Genomic DNA, 19,502 nt, shown 5'->3' on the forward strand with positions numbered 1-19,502 from the left:
ATGAGAACAATCCATATTTACGATGATTTTTCTATATGTTATTTCACAGTCTCGGAGCGTGGGAACGAGAAAAATAAGTTGTCAATCTTTTTCACAAGTTCGGGTCTACCTTTAATTTGATAATTATTATCATTTAAAAATCCATTTGTTAATTCATAATCTAAAAAGTCCAATAGGAGAGAAAGATTGTAAGTATGCACTCATAAATAGTGTGATAAAATCAATAAACATTATATGTCACTCACAAGTAGGAGAAATAAGATGGAAAAAGAGAGAAGAATTGCTCTGTTAATTGACTGTGATAATGTCAGCCACAAAGCTATTGATGGGGTGATGAGTGAGTTAGCGAAATACGGTGTTGTAAATATTCGAAAGGCTTATGGGAATTGGAAAAGTCCGCACTCACAGGGTTGGGAAGAAAAGCTTCACCCTTTTGCTATAACTCCTGTACAACAATTTGTATATACCGCTGGCAAAAATGCCACTGATGCAGCAATGATAATCGATGCAATGGATTTACTCTATAGCCAACCTGTTGATGCCTTTGCATTAATGACGAGTGATAGTGATTTTACACCTTTAGCAATGAGAATTTTAACTAGTGGACTCAAAGTTTATGGCTTTGGAGCGAAGAAAACGCCTGCACCTTTTATTTCAGCATGTTCACAATTTATTTTTATTGAAAATTTAATAGGAGTCGAGCAGATTGATTCAGAGGATCAAGAACTTTCTGATAATTCTGGAGCCAGAAAACTGACTAGAAATGAATTAAGGCAGGATAGCGGGTTGGTCAGATTACTTAGAACCGCTGTGGAACAAACAGTTGAGGACGATGGCTGGTCACATCTTGGACAGGTTGGACAGTATATATCAAACAACAGTTCTTTCTCTCCAGTAAACTACGGGTATAAGAAATTAAGCGAGATTATTCGTATTAGTGATTTATTCAAGATAGCAATGAGGAAAAATAATTCTGTCATGTATATCAGAGACGAAAGACAGTAAGAATGAACTACAAATCACGAACTTGGCATTACCCATTAGAAAACGAAACTCAAATTATAGTTTCTTTTGATGGGATGCTGGTAAAATGGGTTAGGGATATTATTGAGAATCCAAATAATCATTTTAAAGCTGAAGATGATCGACGTTGGGGTGTTTATAACGATTGGCATCAAACTTTGGCAAAGTTTCTGAAAAAGCCAAAACTGGATGTTTTACCCGATGAAATGTATCAGGAGATTTGTACACATATCCGCAATAATTTTGATGAATTAGACTTTGAGGAATCCAATCGTCAGTATCTCGAATTACATCCCTCGTATTGGGTTCCTGTGAATGAGGTGATTTATACAGACATTTCTGATGGCGTAAAAAAAGAATATTATTTAATGGATGATTCTATTCTGGTGATGATTTGGGATCACAGCGATGTTTATGATAAGGAGGTTCGTAAAGAAAAGATTTTGTTTTCAGAAATTCTCGACAACCCTGAGGAATATCCTGCAAAAGTTGTCGAGATTGTTCAAAATTTATAGTTTTCTGATTTATTGAATCACTTCATAAACCGGGACATATTCACTTCCGGGAAGTTTCATACGCTTTTGTTCAACGAAGGATTTGAGTAATTTATCCAGTTTTTTCATCAGTTCAGGATTACCTTTGATTTGATAAACACCATGTTTGGCAATTTGCTTTCGTCCAAACTCTTTAACATTGCCTGAAACAATTCCTGAAAAAGCACGGCGCAAATCAGCAGCCAGTTCATTGACCGGTTGGTTTTGATCCAGATTCAGGTTTGCCATGTTTTTATGAGTCGGAACAAAAGGTGATTGATAGTTTTTATCAATGTGTAATTCCCAGTCAAAGTAATAACTGATTTGTTCATTGGAACGAAATTTTTTAACCTTTTTCAAACCTTCAGTCATTTTGATAGCAACCTTTTCAGGATCATCAATAATGATTTCATACAATTGAGCAATTTCATCACCCAAGGCAAAACGAACAAATTCATCAATTTGCTTGAAATATTCGGCTGATTCTTTCGGACCTGTCATGATAAAAGGGAAAGGGGCTTTTCTGTTCTCCGGGTGCGAAAGAATTCCGACCAAATAGAGAATCTCTTCAGCTGTTCCGACGCCGCCCGGAAATACGATAATTCCGTGACCTAGACGCACGAAGGCTTCCAGTCTTTTTTCAATATCCGGCATAATGACCAGCTTGTTGACAATCGGATTCGGTGCTTCTGCGGCGATAATTCCGGGTTCGGTAATACCGATATAACGACCATCGACAATTCTTTGTTTGGCATGACCAACGGATGCTCCTTTCATCGGACCCTTCATCGCTCCGGTTCCGCATCCGGTACAAATATCAGCTCCACGCAAGCCAAGTTGATAGCCGACATTTTTAGTGTATTGGTATTCGTGTTTTTCTATCGAATGTCCGCCCCAGCATACCACCAGATTGGGTTCTTTGCCGTATTGATGAACTTCGGCACGGCGTAACATTTCAAACACCATATTGGTTAACCCTGATGAGCTGTTTTCGTTGAAATTATCTAAATTGCGCTCGGTGCTTTGGAATACGATGTCTCTAAGAACAGAGAATATCGAGTCCCTGATTCCTGAAATCATTTTGCCATCGACAAAAGCCTGTGCCGGTGCATTGATAAATTCCAAATGGATCCCACGTTCTCGAGGTAAAAGTTTCACGTCAAAATCAGGGTATCTGGATAAAACCGCAACGGCATCATCGTCTTTTGCATCACAATTTAAAACTGCCAGACAGCATTTTCTGAAAAGGTCGTGAATTGAGCTTTTACCAACTGCCATCATACGAGTCACTTCATCTCTTGAAAGTAACGTCATATTGCCTCGGGCAGCGATAATGCATCTGTCGATGGTTTTTTCTTGTGATTGATTATTAGAATTGTTTTTATTATTGTTTGCCATTATTTCTCCTTTATAAAGATGGTTTGCGGAATTCAGCACTTTAATGTTTGATTTGAGGTTCCGCAACTTGTCGTTTTTTCTTTCGTTTTTAATTTCGTTATTTTTTAGGGTTGTAATTTTATTGTAACGAATCCCTTTATTTTTGGGCAGACCTACCATATTATGACTTTTCAGCAAAAAATCAAATCTTTTTGATATGACAGAATTAACTTTACTCCTGCTTTTTGGAGTTTTTATCTTGTTTTTTGGTACAAACTCCAAAGCAAGGGATATCGCCAGATCTACCGGAAAACGTGAATGCGTCAATCGTCGTTTTGTGTTTTTGGATGATTCAATCGCTTTGAAATCTCTGAAAGTAAAAACGTTAAATGGTCGTATTGGTTTCATGAGGAGTTATGAATTTGAATTTAATCACTTTGATTTTCAAAGATATCAGGGGAAGATTGAAATGTTTGGTTATCAGATTCTGTCAGTTCAGTTTTTTCATCCCGATCATATTGAATAAATCATTGGAATTTTTCCAATTCAACATTGTCAATTAAATTTAGCAGCTTCGCTGTAGCATGACAGTAATGAAACTGTTAAACTCTCTTTTTTTTTTAACAATTTAGTTTTATGAAATTTCAATCAGCTTTCACTCCGTTAAGGATTTCACTCATCGTATTTATTATTTTGGTCAATTTGGCAGGACTCATGGCATTTAGTTTTCCGGATGCGTCATGGTCAAGAATTACCGGAATTTTGGCGATTGTTTTTATTTTGATGTGTGTTTTTGTCCAGTTGCTAGAGCTTGTCTGGTTGTATAGTTTTAAAAAACAACAGGAAAATCCACAAACCAGAAAATCTTATCAAATGGCAATTAACATCTATTTGATTTTATTTCCAATTGGTTTTTTTATGGTTTACCGGGTGTTGGCGTAGTTAGTGAAAAAACTTTTGCTTTTATTTTGTCTGGTTTATAACTCTGGTTACGCTTTTGTAGTTTATGAAAAAACCCGAATTTGGGATCAGAAAAGTATAAAATTTTACTTTATAGATGGTACTCATCATCAAAAACAACTGGTTAGAAAGCATACAAAACTCTGGCAAAAATATACCGGAATAGAATTTATCTTTTCGAATAATAAACCACCAAATTTTAGTTTTAGCAATTACTTCAGAATTACTTTCAAGGGAGCGGGCAACCACTCAAATATCGGAGCAGTCAACGGCTTAATTCAATTAGCTAATCTGGCAGAAAACGAAATTGAAAACCAACGAATCATTTTACACGAATTCGGACACATGCTGGGGCTCAGCCATGAGCACCAACGATTCGACCGACCCCATGAATTAAATAACAAGGAGCTGATTCGTGATTGCAAACTCAAGCAAAATAAATCCGATTCCTGGTGTGAAAATAATTTTGGTGAAATTAAGCGAGAGGAGGTGTTTGTAAAATCATCTTATGATAGTCAATCTGTCATGCATTATCGTATCTCAGATATCACATCGGACTCAGGGGCATTGGATCGTATTGGTGATGAAGACCAACTGAGTGTTTTATCTTTGACAGATAAAAGATATATCGCCATGCTTTATAACCCTGAACTTTCTGATAAGGATATTTTGAGAATGCATAAACAGGATTTGCAAGATCAAAAGAAATTCATCAAAGAATCTAAACAGAATTATGAACAAAAAATTCTGCAATTGAAGACAGCTTCTTGTAAAGTTTTGGAGACAGGAAAACAAAGCATTGACGGAAAATATTGCAATAACGGTTACATGATAATCGGCAGTGATGGTTATAGTTTTCCTGATGAAAATATGGGTATATGCTACAGCGACTTTGAAACACTCAGAGACAAGATGAATCACTATGGCAATTGTGGGTTAACGATCTCTCAACTTGCAAGTCAGCGACGAAATTGGAATGAAAATTCCAAGGAGTTCGGAAATTGTAAACGTTTAGAAACAGGAGTTACCAATAATCAAGGTTATAGCTGCACAGAAGGTTATTCCTATGTCACCAAAGAAAACGATATGATAGGTGAAAAAACTATGTGTTTGATTTCATCTGATGCCATTTACAAAGAAATGCAAAATAACCAAGTCTGCAATATGAATGCCCGTGATTTCAGAATCTATAAAAAGTTGCAACAAGAACAACTCAAACAAAAGATGAAGACAAAAAGTTGTGAAATTGTGAATTCTGAATCTAAGAGATTCACTTGTCCTGAAGGATTTGAATATCGCATTACCTATCGTGGAAATGTTGACAGCATGGTCAATTCCAGTTGTTATCAATCCCCATATCAGGCAATTCATGTTATGAGAAATCTCTCAGAGTGTAATTGAAGTGTATTTGTTCTATTTCTGACACTTGTGTCAACTGGATATCAAAACTCAGTATTAATAATAATATCAAAGCCGAAATTCAAACTTTGCCTTGTTGTTATCAGGCAAATCAAGTATAATCCCGCGACTTTCAAATTTACTGAAAGAAAATCTGTATCATTCCTTATGAATTAACCGGGTGCTGATTGGCTTTGAGCTTAATTGGTTGTTGTTCAAGAATGGTATATTGTTAAAACCCTAAAACAGGAAAATTAATATGGCTGATGTAAGCGTCAAGCAGCTGCTGGAAGCTGGTGTTCATTTCGGACACAATACCAGATACTGGAATCCAAAAATGGGTAAATATATTTTTGGAGTTAAAAACAAAATTCATATCATCGATTTGGCTCAAACTCAAAGTCTAATGAAAGATGCTTTGAACTATATGAGTTCATTGGCATCTCGCCGCGGTAAAATTTTATTTGTTGGTACAAAACGTGCAGCCAGCAAAGCAATGCAAAGAGAAGCACAAAGATGTGGTATGCCGTATGTTTCTCATCGTTGGTTGGGCGGCATGATGACAAACTACAAAACTGTTAAACAATCAATTGGTCGAATTCGTGAAATCGAAGCCATGAAAGAAGATGGTCGTATGGCAAAATTGATTAAAAAAGAACAGTTGGAATACAAAAAAGAACTGACTAAACTGGAAAAAAGTTTGGGTGGTATCAAAGATATGGCTGGTGTTCCTGATGCAATGTTCATCGTTGATACTCAACACGAGTCAATTGCAATTAAAGAGGCAAACACTTTAGGTATTCCTGTTATTGCGGTTGTTGATACAAACAACTCTTATGACGGCGTTGATTACATCATTCCAGGAAATGATGATGCAATGAAAGCAGTTAATCTGTATGCTGCAACTGTAGCAGATGCGATTCTTGAAGGACGTGCTTCTATGCCAAGTCCTGCTGAAGTTGAAGAAGTAAAGCCAAAAGCAAAAAAAGTAGTTTCGAAATCTAAGGAAGAAAAAGAAGTAAAAACTGAGGACGATGCGGTAGAACAAGCTGATGCACAGGCTGAAGAAAAAACTGAAGCTAAAAAAGTAGCTAAGAAAACGACCAAGAAAAAAGTCGCAAAGAAAACAACTAAGAAAACAGTCGCTAAAAAAGAAGACTAATCTTCTTCGAACAGAAAAGTGATAACCCTTCGGTCACAAACCCTAGGGTTATTTATTAACTGAGATACTAGAAAATTATAATATAACAAGAGGATTTAAACATGAGCATAACAGCTTCAATGGTTAAAGAACTAAGAGAGCGTACCGGTGCCGGTATGATGGAATGTAAAAATGCATTGGTAGCTTCAAACGGAGATATTGAAGTAGCAATCGAAGAAATGCGCAAATCTGGAGCAGCAAAGGCAGCTAAAAAATCAAGCCGTGTTGCGGCTGAAGGTGTCATCAAAATTGCTATTTCAGATGATGGTAAAAAAGTAACAATGGTTGAAATCAATAGTGAAACAGACTTTGTTGCTAAAGATGCTAATTTCCTGTTATTCGCTGATAAAGTAGTCAATGCCGCAGTGCAATCAGGCACGGAAGATGTTGCTGAATTAATGACTCAATCTGTCGAAGGCGGTGATTTAGAGACTGTCAGAGAAGCACTTGTTGCAAAAATTGGTGAAAATATTCAGGTTAGACGCATTACTCAAATGCAAGCAAGCGAAGGTATCTTTGCTCACTATTTGCATGGAGTAAAAATTGGTGTTGTTGTTAATTTAAGTAAAGATGATGCTGAATTAGCAAAAGACATTGCTATGCACATCGCGGCAGTTAATCCTGATTTTGTTAAAGAATCTGATGTCCCTGCTGAAGTTGTTGCAAAAGAAAAAGAAATTTTAATGGCACAAGTTGAAGAAAGCGGCAAGCCTGCTGAAATCGTTGAAAAAATGATTGGTGGCAGATTGCGTAAGTTTTTGGCAGGAATCACATTGTACGGACAAGCTTTTGTAAAAGATCCGGATGTGACAGTAGAAAAATTATTGAAAAGCTCAGGAGCAGATGTGTTATCATTTACCCGTATGGAAGTTGGCGAAGGAATCGAGAAAAAAGAAGATAACTTTGCAGAAGAGGTAATGGCACAGGCTCGTGGAGAGTAATTCATTAAAATATAAACGTATCCTCCTCAAACTCAGTGGTGAAGCACTCATGGGCGAGGAGGATTACGGTATTGATCCTAAAGTAATCAACAGGATTGCAGAGGAAATTCATCAAATACACCAACTCGGTGTTCAAGTTGGTATCGTTATCGGTGGCGGGAATATTTTTCGCGGAGCCGGTCTTGCCAAATCAGGTATTGATCGTGTAACGGGCGATCACATGGGAATGCTGGCAACAGTCATGAATTCATTGGCATTGCAAAATGCAATTGAGAAACAAGGAACGAAAGTTCGAGTGATGTCAGCGATTCAAATTCACGAGGTTTGCGAGGATTATATTCGTCGTCGAGCCATCAGACATCTGGAAAAAGGGAATATTACGGTATTTGCTGCAGGAATCGGAAACCCATTTTTTACAACTGATTCTGCCGCCAGTTTGCGAGCAATTGAAGTCAACGCTGAAGTGGTATTAAAAGCTACCAAGGTTGATGGTGTGTATTCTGCCGATCCGGTAAAAGATAATAATGCCATTAAATATGATACGCTGACTTACGATGAAGTGATTGAAAATAAACTTGCAGTTATGGATACTGCGGCTGTTGTTTTATGTAGAGATCAAGGAATGCCAATTCGTATTTTTAATATGGGTCAATCCGGCGCACTGATGAAAATTGTAAAAGGCGAAAATATCGGAACGATTGTTCAAAATTAATAAAGGTGATGTGATGATTAACGAAATTCTAGAAGATGCAAAAACAAGAATGGGCAAAAGTGTTGAATCTCTGAAAGGTGATTTGGCAGGGGTCAGAACCGGTCGTGCGAATACAGCATTGATTGATGGATTGACAGTCAGTTACTATGGCAATGCGACACCAATCAATCAGGTCGCCAATGTTGCGGTTGCGGATTCCAGAACTTTAACAATCACACCTTGGGAAAAAGACATGGTTGCTCCGATTGAGAAAGCCATAATGACCTCATCTTTGGGTTTGAATCCTGTTAGTGCCGGCATGGTTATCAGGCTTCCATTACCACCATTAACTGAAGAACGCAGAAAGGAAATGGTAAAAGTGGTTCACGGGCATGGCGAGAATTGCAAAATTGCTATCCGTAACATCCGCAGAGATGCGAACCAGCATTTAAAAACCTTACAAAACGAAAAAGAAATCACAGAAGATGAACTTCATGGTTCTGAGCAACAAGTGCAAGAATTGACTAATCAATTTGTTGCTAAAGTGGACTCAGTGGTTCAGGAAAAAGAAAAAGAATTGATGGAAGTCTAGTTCAAGTACTTTTTTGAGCCTGAGCCTTGAATTCTGAAACATCAAAAATCCCGCAACATGTTGCCATTATTATGGATGGCAACGGTCGCTGGGCAACTCAAAGAAATAAGTATCGAACAACAGGCCACAAAGCAGGGGTTGAATCTGTACGCAAAACCATCAAACAAGCATCAAAACTTGGAATCAAATACTTAACTCTTTTTGCTTTTAGCAGTGAGAACTGGTCTCGCCCGCAAAAGGAAGTTTCCCGTTTGATGGAATTATTCACCCGTGCACTGAAAAAAGAAGTTCCCGAATTGCATGAAAATGGCGTTAAACTGAGATTCGTTGGAGATCTTGAGAGGTTTTCAGAAGGCTTAAGAAAACGCATGGAACATGTTTCTGACTTAACATCAAGTAATAATAAAATGACTCTCACTATTGCAATTAACTATGGTGGGCGCTGGGATATAGTTAATGCTGCCAAACAAATTTGTACGCAAGTTCTAAACAATCAATTTGACGCAAATCAGATTGACGAAAAAGTATTTGAACAATTTCTTTGTACCACGGATATACCAAATCCGGATTTGCTCATAAGAACCGGTGGTGAGCAAAGAATTTCAAATTTTCTATTGTGGCAACTCGCTTATTCCGAGTTATATTTTACAGAAGTTTTATGGCCGGATTTTGATGGAAATTGTTTGAATGATGCGATTCTCGATTTTCAACAAAGAGAGCGTCGTTTTGGTAAAACTTCAAAACAAATAAAAGAACAAAAAAATGCTTAAACAACGAATTTTAACTGCAATTTTACTTGGGCCGGCAGTGCTGGCGATTATTTGGTATGGGAACACACTGGCGTTTACCACATTAATTGCATTAATCTCGTTCATGATTTGCTATGAATGGTGCCAGATTGTTCGAAATGCCAAAGTGAATTCCTTGATTGTAGCGACAGTGATTACAACTTGCATTTTCCTATTCGAGTATTCAACATTTATTGTGATTGAAGCAGAAAGGATTTTCATTTCAGCAATCATTTTATGGATGATATGTTTGTTTTGGCTTTTCAATCCACAAGGAGGAAAAGACAAATACACTGTAAAATATGCGTTAGGAGTTGGTGTTTTGCTACTATTTGCAGCGTCAATGTTAACCTTGCATAAAATGAGCCCGAATGGTCATTTGATAACATTGTTTTTATTTTTATTGATTTGGATTGCTGATATTGGGGCTTATGTTTCGGGAAAAAGTTTTGGAAAACATAAACTTGCCAAACAAATCAGCCCGGGAAAAACGATTGAAGGTCTCATCGGTGCTTTGGTATTTACCGCTGTATTTGGTTATTTTGTTGCCGGATGGCTCAATCAGGATTGGTTGTATTTTGTTGTCGCTTTTCCCATCATTGCTGTTGTATCTGTGATTGGAGATTTATTTGCCAGTTTATTGAAAAGACAGGCACAGGTAAAAGACAGTGGTCATTTATTACCCGGGCATGGTGGATTTCTGGATCGATTTGATTCACTAATTGCTGCTTCGCCTTTTTATTTTGCATTTATACATTTTCTGAAGTTGTAAACCGCAATGTCCAATTCCCCAAAAAATCTGGTTGTTTTAGGAGCAACCGGTTCGATTGGTGACAGCACTTTGGATATTATTGCCAGGCATCCTGAGAAATTTAATCTGGTTGCGATTAGTGGTCACAAAAATGTCGATAAATTAACTAAGCTTTGTGAAAAATTTAATCCTCGATATGTAGTGATTTCGGATGAATCGTTATACCTTCAATTAGCTGAAAATATTTCAAATTTAAATATTAAAACCAAAGTTTTGGCTGGTGAAAGTGAACTTGAAACGATTTGCACTTTACCCGAAGTGGATATGGTCGTGGCAGCTATAGTTGGAAGTGCGGGAATGAAACCGGTATTGGCGACTGTAAAAGCAGGTAAAGATTTGTTGTTAGCTAATAAAGAAGCTTTAGTAGTTGCCGGTGATCTGGTCATGTCGGCAGCAAAAAAATCCCAATCGAACATAATCCCTTTGGATAGCGAACATAATGCCATTTATCAATGTTTACCTGATAATTATTCGATTGGAGAAACACCCAAAAGTGTCGATAAAATCATTCTGACGGCTTCCGGTGGACCGTTTTGGAACAAACCAATTGAGGAATTTTCTCATATCACCCCGGAGCAGGCATGTGCGCATCCGAATTGGGATATGGGCAGGAAAATTTCCGTTGATTCTGCAACGCTCATGAATAAAGGTCTGGAAGTGATAGAGGCTTATTGGTTGTTTAATATGCCAATCAACAGAATTGATGTGCATGTTCATCCACAGAGTATTATTCATTCGCTGGTCTGTTTTAAAGATGGCTCCTTGTTGGCTCAACTCGGAGAACCGGATATGCGAATTCCGATTTCTTACGGCTTGGGTTTGGGCGACAGATTGACATCAGGAGCCAAGACCATAAATTTACTTGAGCATGGAAAACTGAATTTTATTGAGCCGGATTATCACAAATTTCCATGTTTGAGATTAGCCAGAGATTCCATTGAATCCGGTGGAACAGCAATGGCGGTATTGAATATTGCAAACGAAGTGGTTGTCGATGCTTTTTTAAATCATAAAATACCATTCACTTCAATTGCAGAAATTAACCAAAAAGTTCTGGAACATGTTAGTATTGAGCCTGTCTCAAGTCTGGAGCAGTTATTAGAATTGGATATTGAAGTCAGAAGTCTGACCTCACAATTAATTGTCAATTAAGAATCATGTTAGAGTTTATCAGTTCAGTTTGGTGGATGATTGTCACTCTTGGAATATTAGTCACTTTCCATGAGTATGGACATTATTGGGTTGCTAAAAAATTTGGAGTCAAAATCCTTAAATTTAGTATTGGCTACGGCAAGTTTTTCTGGTCGCGAAAAGATAAACACGGAACCGAATTCGGTATCGCTCCGATTCCACTAGGTGGCTATGTCAAATTACTGGATACCCGAGATCCGGATGTTATTGTAACTGAAGCCGATAAGAATTTGACTTATAACAGCAAACCGATTTGGCAGAAATCATTGATCATGTTTGCCGGACCGGGTTTTAATTTTATCTTGGCAGTATTGATGTTTTGGATGATGTTTGTTTACGGTAAAAATGAAATTCATCCTACCATCGGCGAGCCACAAAAAATAATGCTACAAGCTGGTGTTTTGGAAAAAGATCAAATCGTTGAACTCAATGGTTACGAAGTAAAAACTTGGCAGGATGTGAGCTTAGAGTTAATAACCAATGGATTGGATAGACAAGACATCAGTATGAAAGTTAAACGTGACGATGGTTATGTTTATGATTTGCAACTCCCGCTTTCAAAGTTGCCCGATGATATTGAAGAGACAGAACTGTTTGATTATATTGGGATTAATCCATGGAGAGTCCCAATCTCCAATCGCGTGGACGGTGTTGCTGAGAGCAAACCTGCTGAGATTGCCGGAATTAAAGCAGGGGACGTTATACTGGAAATTAACGGCGAAGAGACACCGGATTGGTATGCAGTAGTAGAGAAAATCAATAAGTATATTAAGGGTGAATTAAATCTGTTGATTTTACGAAATGGTAATACTTTTAATGTTACTATCTCGCAAAGTGTTTTTGATGAAATTGATAAGAATCGCAGGATTATTGGTATTTCATCAGAACAAACGGATGAGGAGTCCAGAGAGTTTTATCGTTCATTGGTATTCAGTAACTCTTATGGCTTGCTTGATGCTGTACCGGCAGCTTTTAATGAAACTTGGCGAATGATTACAGTTTCAGTAGAAATGATGGGCAAAATTGTCACCGGAAAGGCATCATTAAAGAACTTGTCCGGTCCAATTACCATAGCTCAGGTAGCCAATGATTCCGCATCCAGAGGAGTGGCATGGTTTTTGGGTTTTCTGGGTTTGGTGAGTTTGAGTTTGGGAATTATTAACTTGCTGCCTATCCCAATACTTGATGGTGGGCAGTTGGTATTTTTATTATTTGAAAAGATAAAAGGAGCTCCTTTATCTGAAGAATTTCAATTGAAAGGACAAACAATAGGAATAATTTTTCTACTTTGTTTCATGTCAATTGCATTTTATAACGACATTTTAAGACTGGTAACATAAAATAGTCTGTCGAAATATTAGTGAAGAGTAATCTTCAAATAAAAAATTAATAAAGAAAAGAAATTATGATTAAATCATTATTGTTGATAACACTACTGAGTTTAAGTTCTGTCGGATTTGCATTTGAATCGTTTGAAGTTGAGGATATTCGACTGGTTGGTGCTGACAGAATTTCACATGGAACAATATTTACATACCTGCCAATTGAAAAAGGTGATACTGTCACACAAAGCAGCGTTACACGTTCAATTAAATCCCTATTCAGAACCGGATATTTCAGTGATGTGAAAATTTCAAGAGATGGTTCAGTTTTGGTTGTCAGTCTCACCGAAAGGCCAGCAATCGCATCGATTGATATTGATGGTAATAAAGCAATTAAAACGGAAGAACTTTTAAAAGGCTTGCGTGATATTGGACTTGTTGAAGGTGAGGTGTTTGATAAGTTGCAATTGGATCGTGTGCAAAATGAATTAGTCAGACAGTATTATTCACGCGGTAAATACAATGTAGTCGTTGATGCAAAGGTAAAAGAACTTGATCGTAATCGCGTAAGAGTGAATATCGACATTGATGAAGGCAAAGCTGCAAAAATTAAACACATAAAGGTTGTGGGTAACACGGTCTTTACAGATGAAGAATTAATAGATACATTTGAGTCAGATACAACCAATTTATTATCTTGGTACTCATCAGATGACCAGTACTCAAAAGAAAAACTCAATGGTGATTTGGAAAAACTGAAATCCTATTACATGGATAGAGGTTATATCGACTTTAATGTCGAGTCCGTACAAGTCACAATTAGCCAAGATAAAAAAGCGATATATATCACTATCAATATCAGCGAAGGTAAACAATACACTTTCGGTGAGATGAAGGTGACCGGTGATATGGTGCTTGATAAAGAAATATTCGAAAGATTAATTGTCTCTGAAAAAGGTGAAATTTTTGCTCGAAATTTAACTGAAGCAACCTCTGAAAGAATGAAGTTGGTTCTAGGAAATGTGGGATATGCGTTTGCCGAAATCACTCCTGTTCCGGAAATTGATGAAGAAAAACTTGTGGTTGACATGACTTATTATGTCAGTCCCGGGAAAAGAGTTTACGTCAGAAAGATTAATTTTAACGGTAATATAAAAACTAAGGATGAGGTTTTAAGACGTGAAATGCGTCAGTTTGAAGGTGGTTGGTATTCTAAATCATTAGTAGAGCGTTCAAAAATACGTTTACAACAACAGCCATTTGTCGAAGAAGTTGAAATCGAAACTCCAAAAGTTCCGGGAACAGACGATCAGGTTGATGTCGAAGTCACAATCAAGGAAAGAAACTCCGGACAGTTTACGTTTTCAGTCGGTTACTCTCAGGTGACAGGTATCAATACGGCTGTATCTGTATCGTTACAGAATCTTTTGGGAACCGGCAACACCTTATCATTTGCTGTGAATAATAGTAGTTACTTCAAACAGTTGAATGTTTTCTATGAAAACCCTTATTACACGGATGATGGTATCTCCAGAGGATTTAGTGTGAATTACTCAACTTCAAACTTTGGAGAAGCTAATATTGCTCGATACAGCTCCAGTAACGGTGGTGTAGGAATGCAAATGAGTTTCCCGATTTCAGAGTACGATAGAATATTTACCCGGTTGGCTTATGAAAGAAAATCAGTGAAAGCATTTTTAGGTTCGACGGCATCATTGATATTTTCAGATTTATGTGCTCTTGGCGGATATACCTATTCAACACAACCATTATTACCAACAGGTGTGGAGTGGAATGGTTCAGACTGTTTACCTGAACCACAAGATCAACTGCCTCCAACTGATCCGATAGGAGTCCGTGATGGTGAGTTAATACCTTTTGAAGTGAGAAAGTCGTTCACATTTTTGAAAGCAGAAGCTCGTTGGTCACGCGATAGCCGGAATCGATATTTTAACCCTACAAGAGGTTCATATTATCGATTGGGAGCAGAGTTTTCAACCCCGGGAAGTACGGCCGAGTTTTACAAATTTGAAGCGAAAACAAATAAACTATTTCCGCTCACAGATAACCTGACTCTATCATTGACAGGAGAAATCGGTTACGGTGATGGTTACGGAGAATCCGATAAACTACCGTTCTTTGAAAACTTTTTTGCTGGTGGAGTGAGCTCCGTCAGAGGTTATCGTGATAATACTCTAGGTCCGAAATCATCCGTTTTGATAGACGAGTATCCTGATTTACCATTAACTTCAAAACCGGGTGATCCTGTTGGAGGAAGTTTGAAAACAGTTGGTTCCGTTGAGTTGGTTTTCCCAACTCCATTTGCAAAAGCAGGGAATACAGCTCGCTTGGCATGGTTTTGGGATTTTGGAAATGTATTCAGTAAATTTGATGATTTTGAAGCTCGTGAGTTCAGACATTCGACCGGTTTGGCGTTGAAGTGGCAGGCTCCTATCGGACCGATCATCATCAACTTTGCTTATCCGTTTAATGATGATAAATATGATGATACTGAGACTGTTCAGTTCTCATTTGGTAACACATTCTGATTTAACATTATGGTATGAAACAAGAAGCATCCAAACTTAGTCTGATGAAAGTATTACAACTAATAATTTTGCTTGGGTTTGGTTCTTCAGTTTTAGCACAAGGCAAAATTGGCTTTGTGGATATGGAAACACTGATTAACAGTTCACCACAAATTAATCAGGCTCGAGTCTCAATCACATCTGAGTTTGAACTGGAGTACAGTAAAATAGAGCAACAGGAGTCTGATTTGGAAATTCTTGAAAACAGGATTACCAAAGATGGTGCAATTATGTCTTTTACGGAATTAAGCAAATTACAAGAACGAGCCAGAATTCTTGAAAGACAAATCAGTCGTGCTAAGGAAGACCTAAAAGATGCTATCAACATTCGGAACAATATTGTTTTAGCTAAAGTTGAGGAAGAACTTAATCAAGTGGTTAAACAATATGCCGTTGAAAACGGTTATGATGCTATCCTTATCAATGCAATTTTGTATGTCAATGACAATATGGACATCACTCAGGAAATATTGCAGGTTTTAAAAGAGAAAAGCAACACGAATGGAAATTAGTCTCGGTACACTTGCCAAACAATTTAAACTTGAATTTAAAGGAAATGCTGACAAAGTAATTTCCTCTGTCGGAACACTCGAAAAAGCTCAAAATCATCAAATCAGTTTTCTTTCCAACTCAAAATATTCATCTCAATTGAATCAGACCAATGCAGGAATTGTCATATTAAATCCGCAAAGTTCGGATAAATTTACAGGAAACCAACTGATTTCAGAGAATCCTTATGTGACTTATGCAAAAGTTGCAACATTACTGCAAACAAATACGAATAAACATTCAGAAATTCACCCAACAGCAGTCATAGCTAAAACTGCTAAAATTGGTAAAGATGTAAATGTTGGTCCTTATTCAATTATTGGCGAAAATACAGAAATTGGAGAAGGAACCAATCTTGAAGCCCGGGTAACTATCGGTAATAACTGTAAAATAGGTAAAGACTGTGTTTTTAAACCCAATGTAGTGGTTTCTTGTGATTGCAGTATTGGAGACAGAGTAATATTACATCCCGGAGCAATTATTGGAGCCGAAGGATTTGGTTTGGCACGAGATGTTGAGGGTTGGATAAAAGTTCCACAGCTTGGATCAGTTAGAATTGGCAACGATTGCGAAGTTGGTGCCAATACAACGATTGATCGAGGAACCATCGAAGACACTATTTTAGAAGATGATGTGCGATTGGATAATCAAATACAAATAGCCCACAACGTCCATATCGGAGCTCATACAGTAATGGCTGGTTGCTCAGCAGTTGCTGGTTCTGCAAAAATCGGCAAAAATTGTATGGTTGGTGGTGGCGTTGGAATATTAGGACACCTCGAAGTTTGTGATAATGTCATTTTACAATCCATGGCATTAGTAACACACTCAATCAAACGACCAGGCAGTTACAGCTCAGTTGCTCCAATTCAAGAAACAACAGAATGGCGTAAAAGTGCCGTTCGTTTCAAACAATTAGATAGCATTGCCAGACGACTTGGAAATCTGGAAAAAAAGATTAAATAAAGTATTTAGGGGACATAAATGACTGAAGAAAATAATATGAATGAAGTGGTTGATGTGGAAAGAATTCTTCGTTTACTGCCACACCGCTATCCTTTTTTGTTAGTGGACAAGGTGATTAGCTATAAAAAAGGAGAATCAATTACAGCCATTAAAAATGTAACCTTCAATGAACCTCATTTCACAGGACATTTTCCTAATCATCCGGTGATGCCCGGCGTGCTGATAATTGAAGCAATGGCTCAGGCATCCGGTGTTTTGTCGGGACTATCAATGGAAGAAGGGGAAAGCAATGATAAAATTTATTATTTGGTGAAAGTGGATAAAGCGAAATTTACCAAGACCGTTGTTCCAGGAGACCAACTTCACCTGCATGCAACCATTAAACGGACAATGCGAAATATGGTTCAGTACGCCTGTCATGCAACTGTTGACGGCAAAACCGTGGCTCAGGCTGAATTACTCTGCGCCAGTAAAAGTTAATAAATTATTATGATACATAAAACAGCGATTATTGATTCGACCGCTCAACTGGCAGATGATGTCAAAGTTGGCGCTTATTGCATTATCGAAGGTAATGTGACCATCGGTTCAGGGACTGAAATTAAATCTCATGTCACCATTGGAAAACATACTGAAATCGGTAAAAACAACCGAATCTTCCAGTTTGCATCGATTGGTGAAGAGCCGCAAGATAAAAAATATAAAGGCGAAGAAACCCGAACCATTATCGGTGACAACAATACTATTCGTGAATATGTCACTATCAATCGTGGCACCGTTGATGATCAAGGAGTGACCAAGATTGGCAACAACAACTGGATTATGGCTTATGTGCATATCGCACATGATTGCGTGTTAAAAGATAATATCATCATCGCTAATGGAACAACACTTGCCGGTCATGTGCATCTGGATGACTATGTGATACTTGGAGGATTCACTAAATTGCATCAATTTTGCCGAATTGGAGCTCATGCATTTACAGCAATGGATACAGGTTTTCAAAAAGACTTACCGCCATATATCATGGCACATGGCAATCCGGCAAAACCGAGAACCATCAATATCGAAGGACTCAAACGCCGAGGATTTACCCAAGCTGATATCACTGCAATCAAAAAAGCCTTTCGCTTGCTTTATAAATCTGATTTAATGCTGGAAGAGGCACTTGTTGAAATGCAAAAACTCGCCGATGAACAACAATCCGTTCAGATTATGGTGGACTTCATCAAAGCCAGTACCAGGAGTATTGCAAGGTAGATTACTTTATTCAAAGTAACAAAGAACTATTGATACTTTTCTTGCTTGTCCAAGAAAAGTATCCAAAAGAATGACACCCCAAACTCTCAGCCGTTGGCTTTCCTCAATATTTCTTCAAATTTGGCGTTTGCAAAAACTCACATTGCAAGCAATGTTCAGACACTTGCAAACGTATTTCCAAATTTTTAAAAATATCTCGGTGAGAGTTAAGGGGATATATTTTGTTTTTTCTGTGATAATTGGAATTTAGGGTCATGTTTCTGAGACAGGCATACTTGGTGTTTTTTTTAAATCTTGTGCTAGAATTAGATATATTTTGACATATGGTTTGGGCTTATTGGGTACAACATGAGATTCTCACAAAGAATAGGTAAAAATACAGTTAGACAATCTTTACAAATTGAGTTTATTGATACTACATTAGAAAATCGACTTTGGAATCATTTTCTAAATAACTTTATAGATAAGTTGGATTCTTATAGTACAGATGAAGCTACATCATTCAAAGAATTAGTTTCGAAAATTATTTGGACAGAATTCTTTGAGTTTAAAGTAGATGAAATTCCTTCTAACTACGATAGTTCAGTTAATGTTTCAGGAGTAATTAAATATATCAAAAAAATTAATATAATTTGAAATGTCTGAGAAATACGATTTTATTGAGTTCATTTCTTTTACTTAATAATAAAACCATTAAATCTGAATTTACAAAAGATGCAATGAAACGTTAAAGAGAGAATTAGCAGGGTATCGAATTCTGGATGATAAAATAGTTCAAATAACAACAGAAGAAGAAATTCAGACAATTGAAGAAGCTTTATCATCTACTTCTCCTATGAAACCAGTTGAGACTCACTTAAAAACATCTCTTTGATTTTTTTTTCAAATCGTAAAAATCCAGACTTTCGGAACTCAGTTAAGTGAGTCCATTTCAGCAGTTGAGTCTTTTTGCAAAATCATAATAAATGATGATAAAGCAAACTCTGGGAAGGCGTTAAATCAAATCTGACAATCAGATAAGATTCATGCATTAAAATGCATTTTCCTCTCTTTATGGTTTTACAAATGATGCTGGTGGAATTAGACATGCATTACTTAAAGATGATGTTAAGTTGAAATGGAAGATGCTAAATTTATGCTTGTCTCATGTTCAGCATTCATTAATTACTTAAAGGACAAATGATAAAAGAATCATGGTAATTTATAAACACAGTAGTTGAAGTCTTGAACAATAATAATTGGTAGGCAGGTTGGAGTTGATATACTAAACCCAATATATCAATATTTAGTATGTTCTATATAGATCTATCT

The 19,502-nt window shown here is 37.2% G+C and carries 20 protein-coding genes; 19 read left to right on the forward strand and 1 reads right to left on the reverse strand.

From position 1 onward, the window contains the following. Positions 1–261 precede the first annotated feature (261 nt). The gene (locus tag R3F25_03560; GenBank protein MEZ5495892.1) at positions 262–1,005 is read left to right on the forward strand and encodes an NYN domain-containing protein; all 744 of its coding nucleotides are present in this window, start codon (positions 262–264) and stop codon (positions 1,003–1,005) included. Between the two features lie 2 nt (positions 1,006–1,007). Next, entirely contained in the window at positions 1,008–1,538 is a 531-nt protein-coding gene (locus tag R3F25_03565) for a hypothetical protein (protein ID MEZ5495893.1), read from the forward strand. A gap of 9 nt (positions 1,539–1,547) precedes the next feature. On the opposite strand, the gene ppnN is transcribed toward R3F25_03565, so the two are convergent. Then, positions 1,548–2,954 carry a nucleotide 5'-monophosphate nucleosidase PpnN gene (gene ppnN, locus R3F25_03570; GenBank protein MEZ5495894.1) on the reverse strand — a complete coding sequence of 469 codons (1,407 nt, stop codon included), beginning with the start codon at positions 2,952–2,954 and terminating at the stop codon, positions 1,548–1,550. A gap of 196 nt (positions 2,955–3,150) precedes the next feature. Here ppnN and R3F25_03575 point away from each other — a divergent pair, with 196 nt between their 5' ends. The 17 genes from R3F25_03575 to R3F25_03655 all read left to right on the forward strand — a co-directional run bounded on the left by R3F25_03575 (position 3,151) and on the right by R3F25_03655 (position 18,827). Next, positions 3,151–3,459: a DUF3301 domain-containing protein gene (locus R3F25_03575; protein MEZ5495895.1), complete on the forward strand. Its 309-nt coding sequence runs from the start codon at positions 3,151–3,153 to the stop codon at positions 3,457–3,459. 110 nt (positions 3,460–3,569) lie between these two features. Further along, on the forward strand, positions 3,570–3,875 hold the full coding sequence (locus R3F25_03580) for a hypothetical protein (protein MEZ5495896.1): 306 nt from the start codon (positions 3,570–3,572) through the stop codon (positions 3,873–3,875). A gap of 3 nt (positions 3,876–3,878) precedes the next feature. Continuing rightward, the gene (locus R3F25_03585; GenBank protein ID MEZ5495897.1) at positions 3,879–5,294 is read left to right on the forward strand and encodes a M12 family metallopeptidase; all 1,416 of its coding nucleotides are present in this window, start codon (positions 3,879–3,881) and stop codon (positions 5,292–5,294) included. Positions 5,295–5,550: 256 nt separating this feature from the next. Continuing rightward, positions 5,551–6,453: a 30S ribosomal protein S2 gene (rpsB, locus tag R3F25_03590; GenBank protein MEZ5495898.1), complete on the forward strand. Its 903-nt coding sequence runs from the start codon at positions 5,551–5,553 to the stop codon at positions 6,451–6,453. 101 nt (positions 6,454–6,554) lie between these two features. Then, entirely contained in the window at positions 6,555–7,433 is an 879-nt protein-coding gene (gene tsf, locus R3F25_03595) for a translation elongation factor Ts (GenBank protein MEZ5495899.1), read from the forward strand. After that, positions 7,423–8,145 (forward strand): UMP kinase, encoded by a 723-nt coding sequence (pyrH, locus tag R3F25_03600; protein MEZ5495900.1) that lies wholly within the window; start codon positions 7,423–7,425, stop codon positions 8,143–8,145. Before tsf ends, pyrH begins: the two co-directional genes overlap by 11 nt. Positions 8,146–8,158: 13 nt before the next feature. Continuing rightward, positions 8,159–8,716: a ribosome recycling factor gene (gene frr, locus R3F25_03605; protein ID MEZ5495901.1), complete on the forward strand. Its 558-nt coding sequence runs from the start codon at positions 8,159–8,161 to the stop codon at positions 8,714–8,716. Positions 8,717–8,742: 26 nt separating this feature from the next. Next, positions 8,743–9,486 (forward strand): isoprenyl transferase, encoded by a 744-nt coding sequence (locus R3F25_03610; GenBank protein MEZ5495902.1) that lies wholly within the window; start codon positions 8,743–8,745, stop codon positions 9,484–9,486. Continuing rightward, the gene (locus R3F25_03615; GenBank protein MEZ5495903.1) at positions 9,479–10,276 is read left to right on the forward strand and encodes a phosphatidate cytidylyltransferase; all 798 of its coding nucleotides are present in this window, start codon (positions 9,479–9,481) and stop codon (positions 10,274–10,276) included. The genes R3F25_03610 and R3F25_03615 overlap by 8 nt, the downstream gene beginning before the upstream one ends. Positions 10,277–10,282: 6 nt before the next feature. Continuing rightward, positions 10,283–11,467, forward strand: a complete 1,185-nt coding sequence (gene dxr, locus R3F25_03620) for a 1-deoxy-D-xylulose-5-phosphate reductoisomerase (protein ID MEZ5495904.1) — start codon at positions 10,283–10,285, stop codon at positions 11,465–11,467. 5 nt (positions 11,468–11,472) lie between these two features. Further along, the gene (gene rseP / locus R3F25_03625; GenBank protein MEZ5495905.1) at positions 11,473–12,846 is read left to right on the forward strand and encodes an RIP metalloprotease RseP; all 1,374 of its coding nucleotides are present in this window, start codon (positions 11,473–11,475) and stop codon (positions 12,844–12,846) included. 65 nt (positions 12,847–12,911) lie between these two features. After that, positions 12,912–15,377 carry an outer membrane protein assembly factor BamA gene (gene bamA / locus R3F25_03630; protein ID MEZ5495906.1) on the forward strand — a complete coding sequence of 822 codons (2,466 nt, stop codon included), beginning with the start codon at positions 12,912–12,914 and terminating at the stop codon, positions 15,375–15,377. A gap of 14 nt (positions 15,378–15,391) precedes the next feature. Further along, a complete protein-coding gene (locus R3F25_03635) occupies positions 15,392–15,928 on the forward strand; it encodes an OmpH family outer membrane protein (protein MEZ5495907.1) in 537 nt (178 codons plus the stop codon). Then, positions 15,918–16,931 carry a UDP-3-O-(3-hydroxymyristoyl)glucosamine N-acyltransferase gene (gene lpxD, locus R3F25_03640; GenBank protein MEZ5495908.1) on the forward strand — a complete coding sequence of 338 codons (1,014 nt, stop codon included), beginning with the start codon at positions 15,918–15,920 and terminating at the stop codon, positions 16,929–16,931. Before R3F25_03635 ends, lpxD begins: the two co-directional genes overlap by 11 nt. Before the next feature lie 18 nt (positions 16,932–16,949). After that, positions 16,950–17,411 (forward strand): 3-hydroxyacyl-ACP dehydratase FabZ, encoded by a 462-nt coding sequence (fabZ, locus tag R3F25_03645; GenBank protein ID MEZ5495909.1) that lies wholly within the window; start codon positions 16,950–16,952, stop codon positions 17,409–17,411. A 9-nt stretch (positions 17,412–17,420) separates the two neighbouring features. Beyond that, positions 17,421–18,191 carry an acyl-ACP--UDP-N-acetylglucosamine O-acyltransferase gene (gene lpxA, locus R3F25_03650; GenBank protein ID MEZ5495910.1) on the forward strand — a complete coding sequence of 257 codons (771 nt, stop codon included), beginning with the start codon at positions 17,421–17,423 and terminating at the stop codon, positions 18,189–18,191. Between the two features lie 348 nt (positions 18,192–18,539). After that, on the forward strand, positions 18,540–18,827 hold the full coding sequence (locus R3F25_03655; GenBank protein MEZ5495911.1) for a hypothetical protein: 288 nt from the start codon (positions 18,540–18,542) through the stop codon (positions 18,825–18,827). Positions 18,828–19,502: the final 675 nt, after the last annotated feature.

It is taken from the genome of Gammaproteobacteria bacterium, assembly GCA_041395445.1.
In the GTDB taxonomy this organism is placed as follows: Bacteria; Pseudomonadota; Gammaproteobacteria; order Xanthomonadales; family Marinicellaceae; genus NORP309.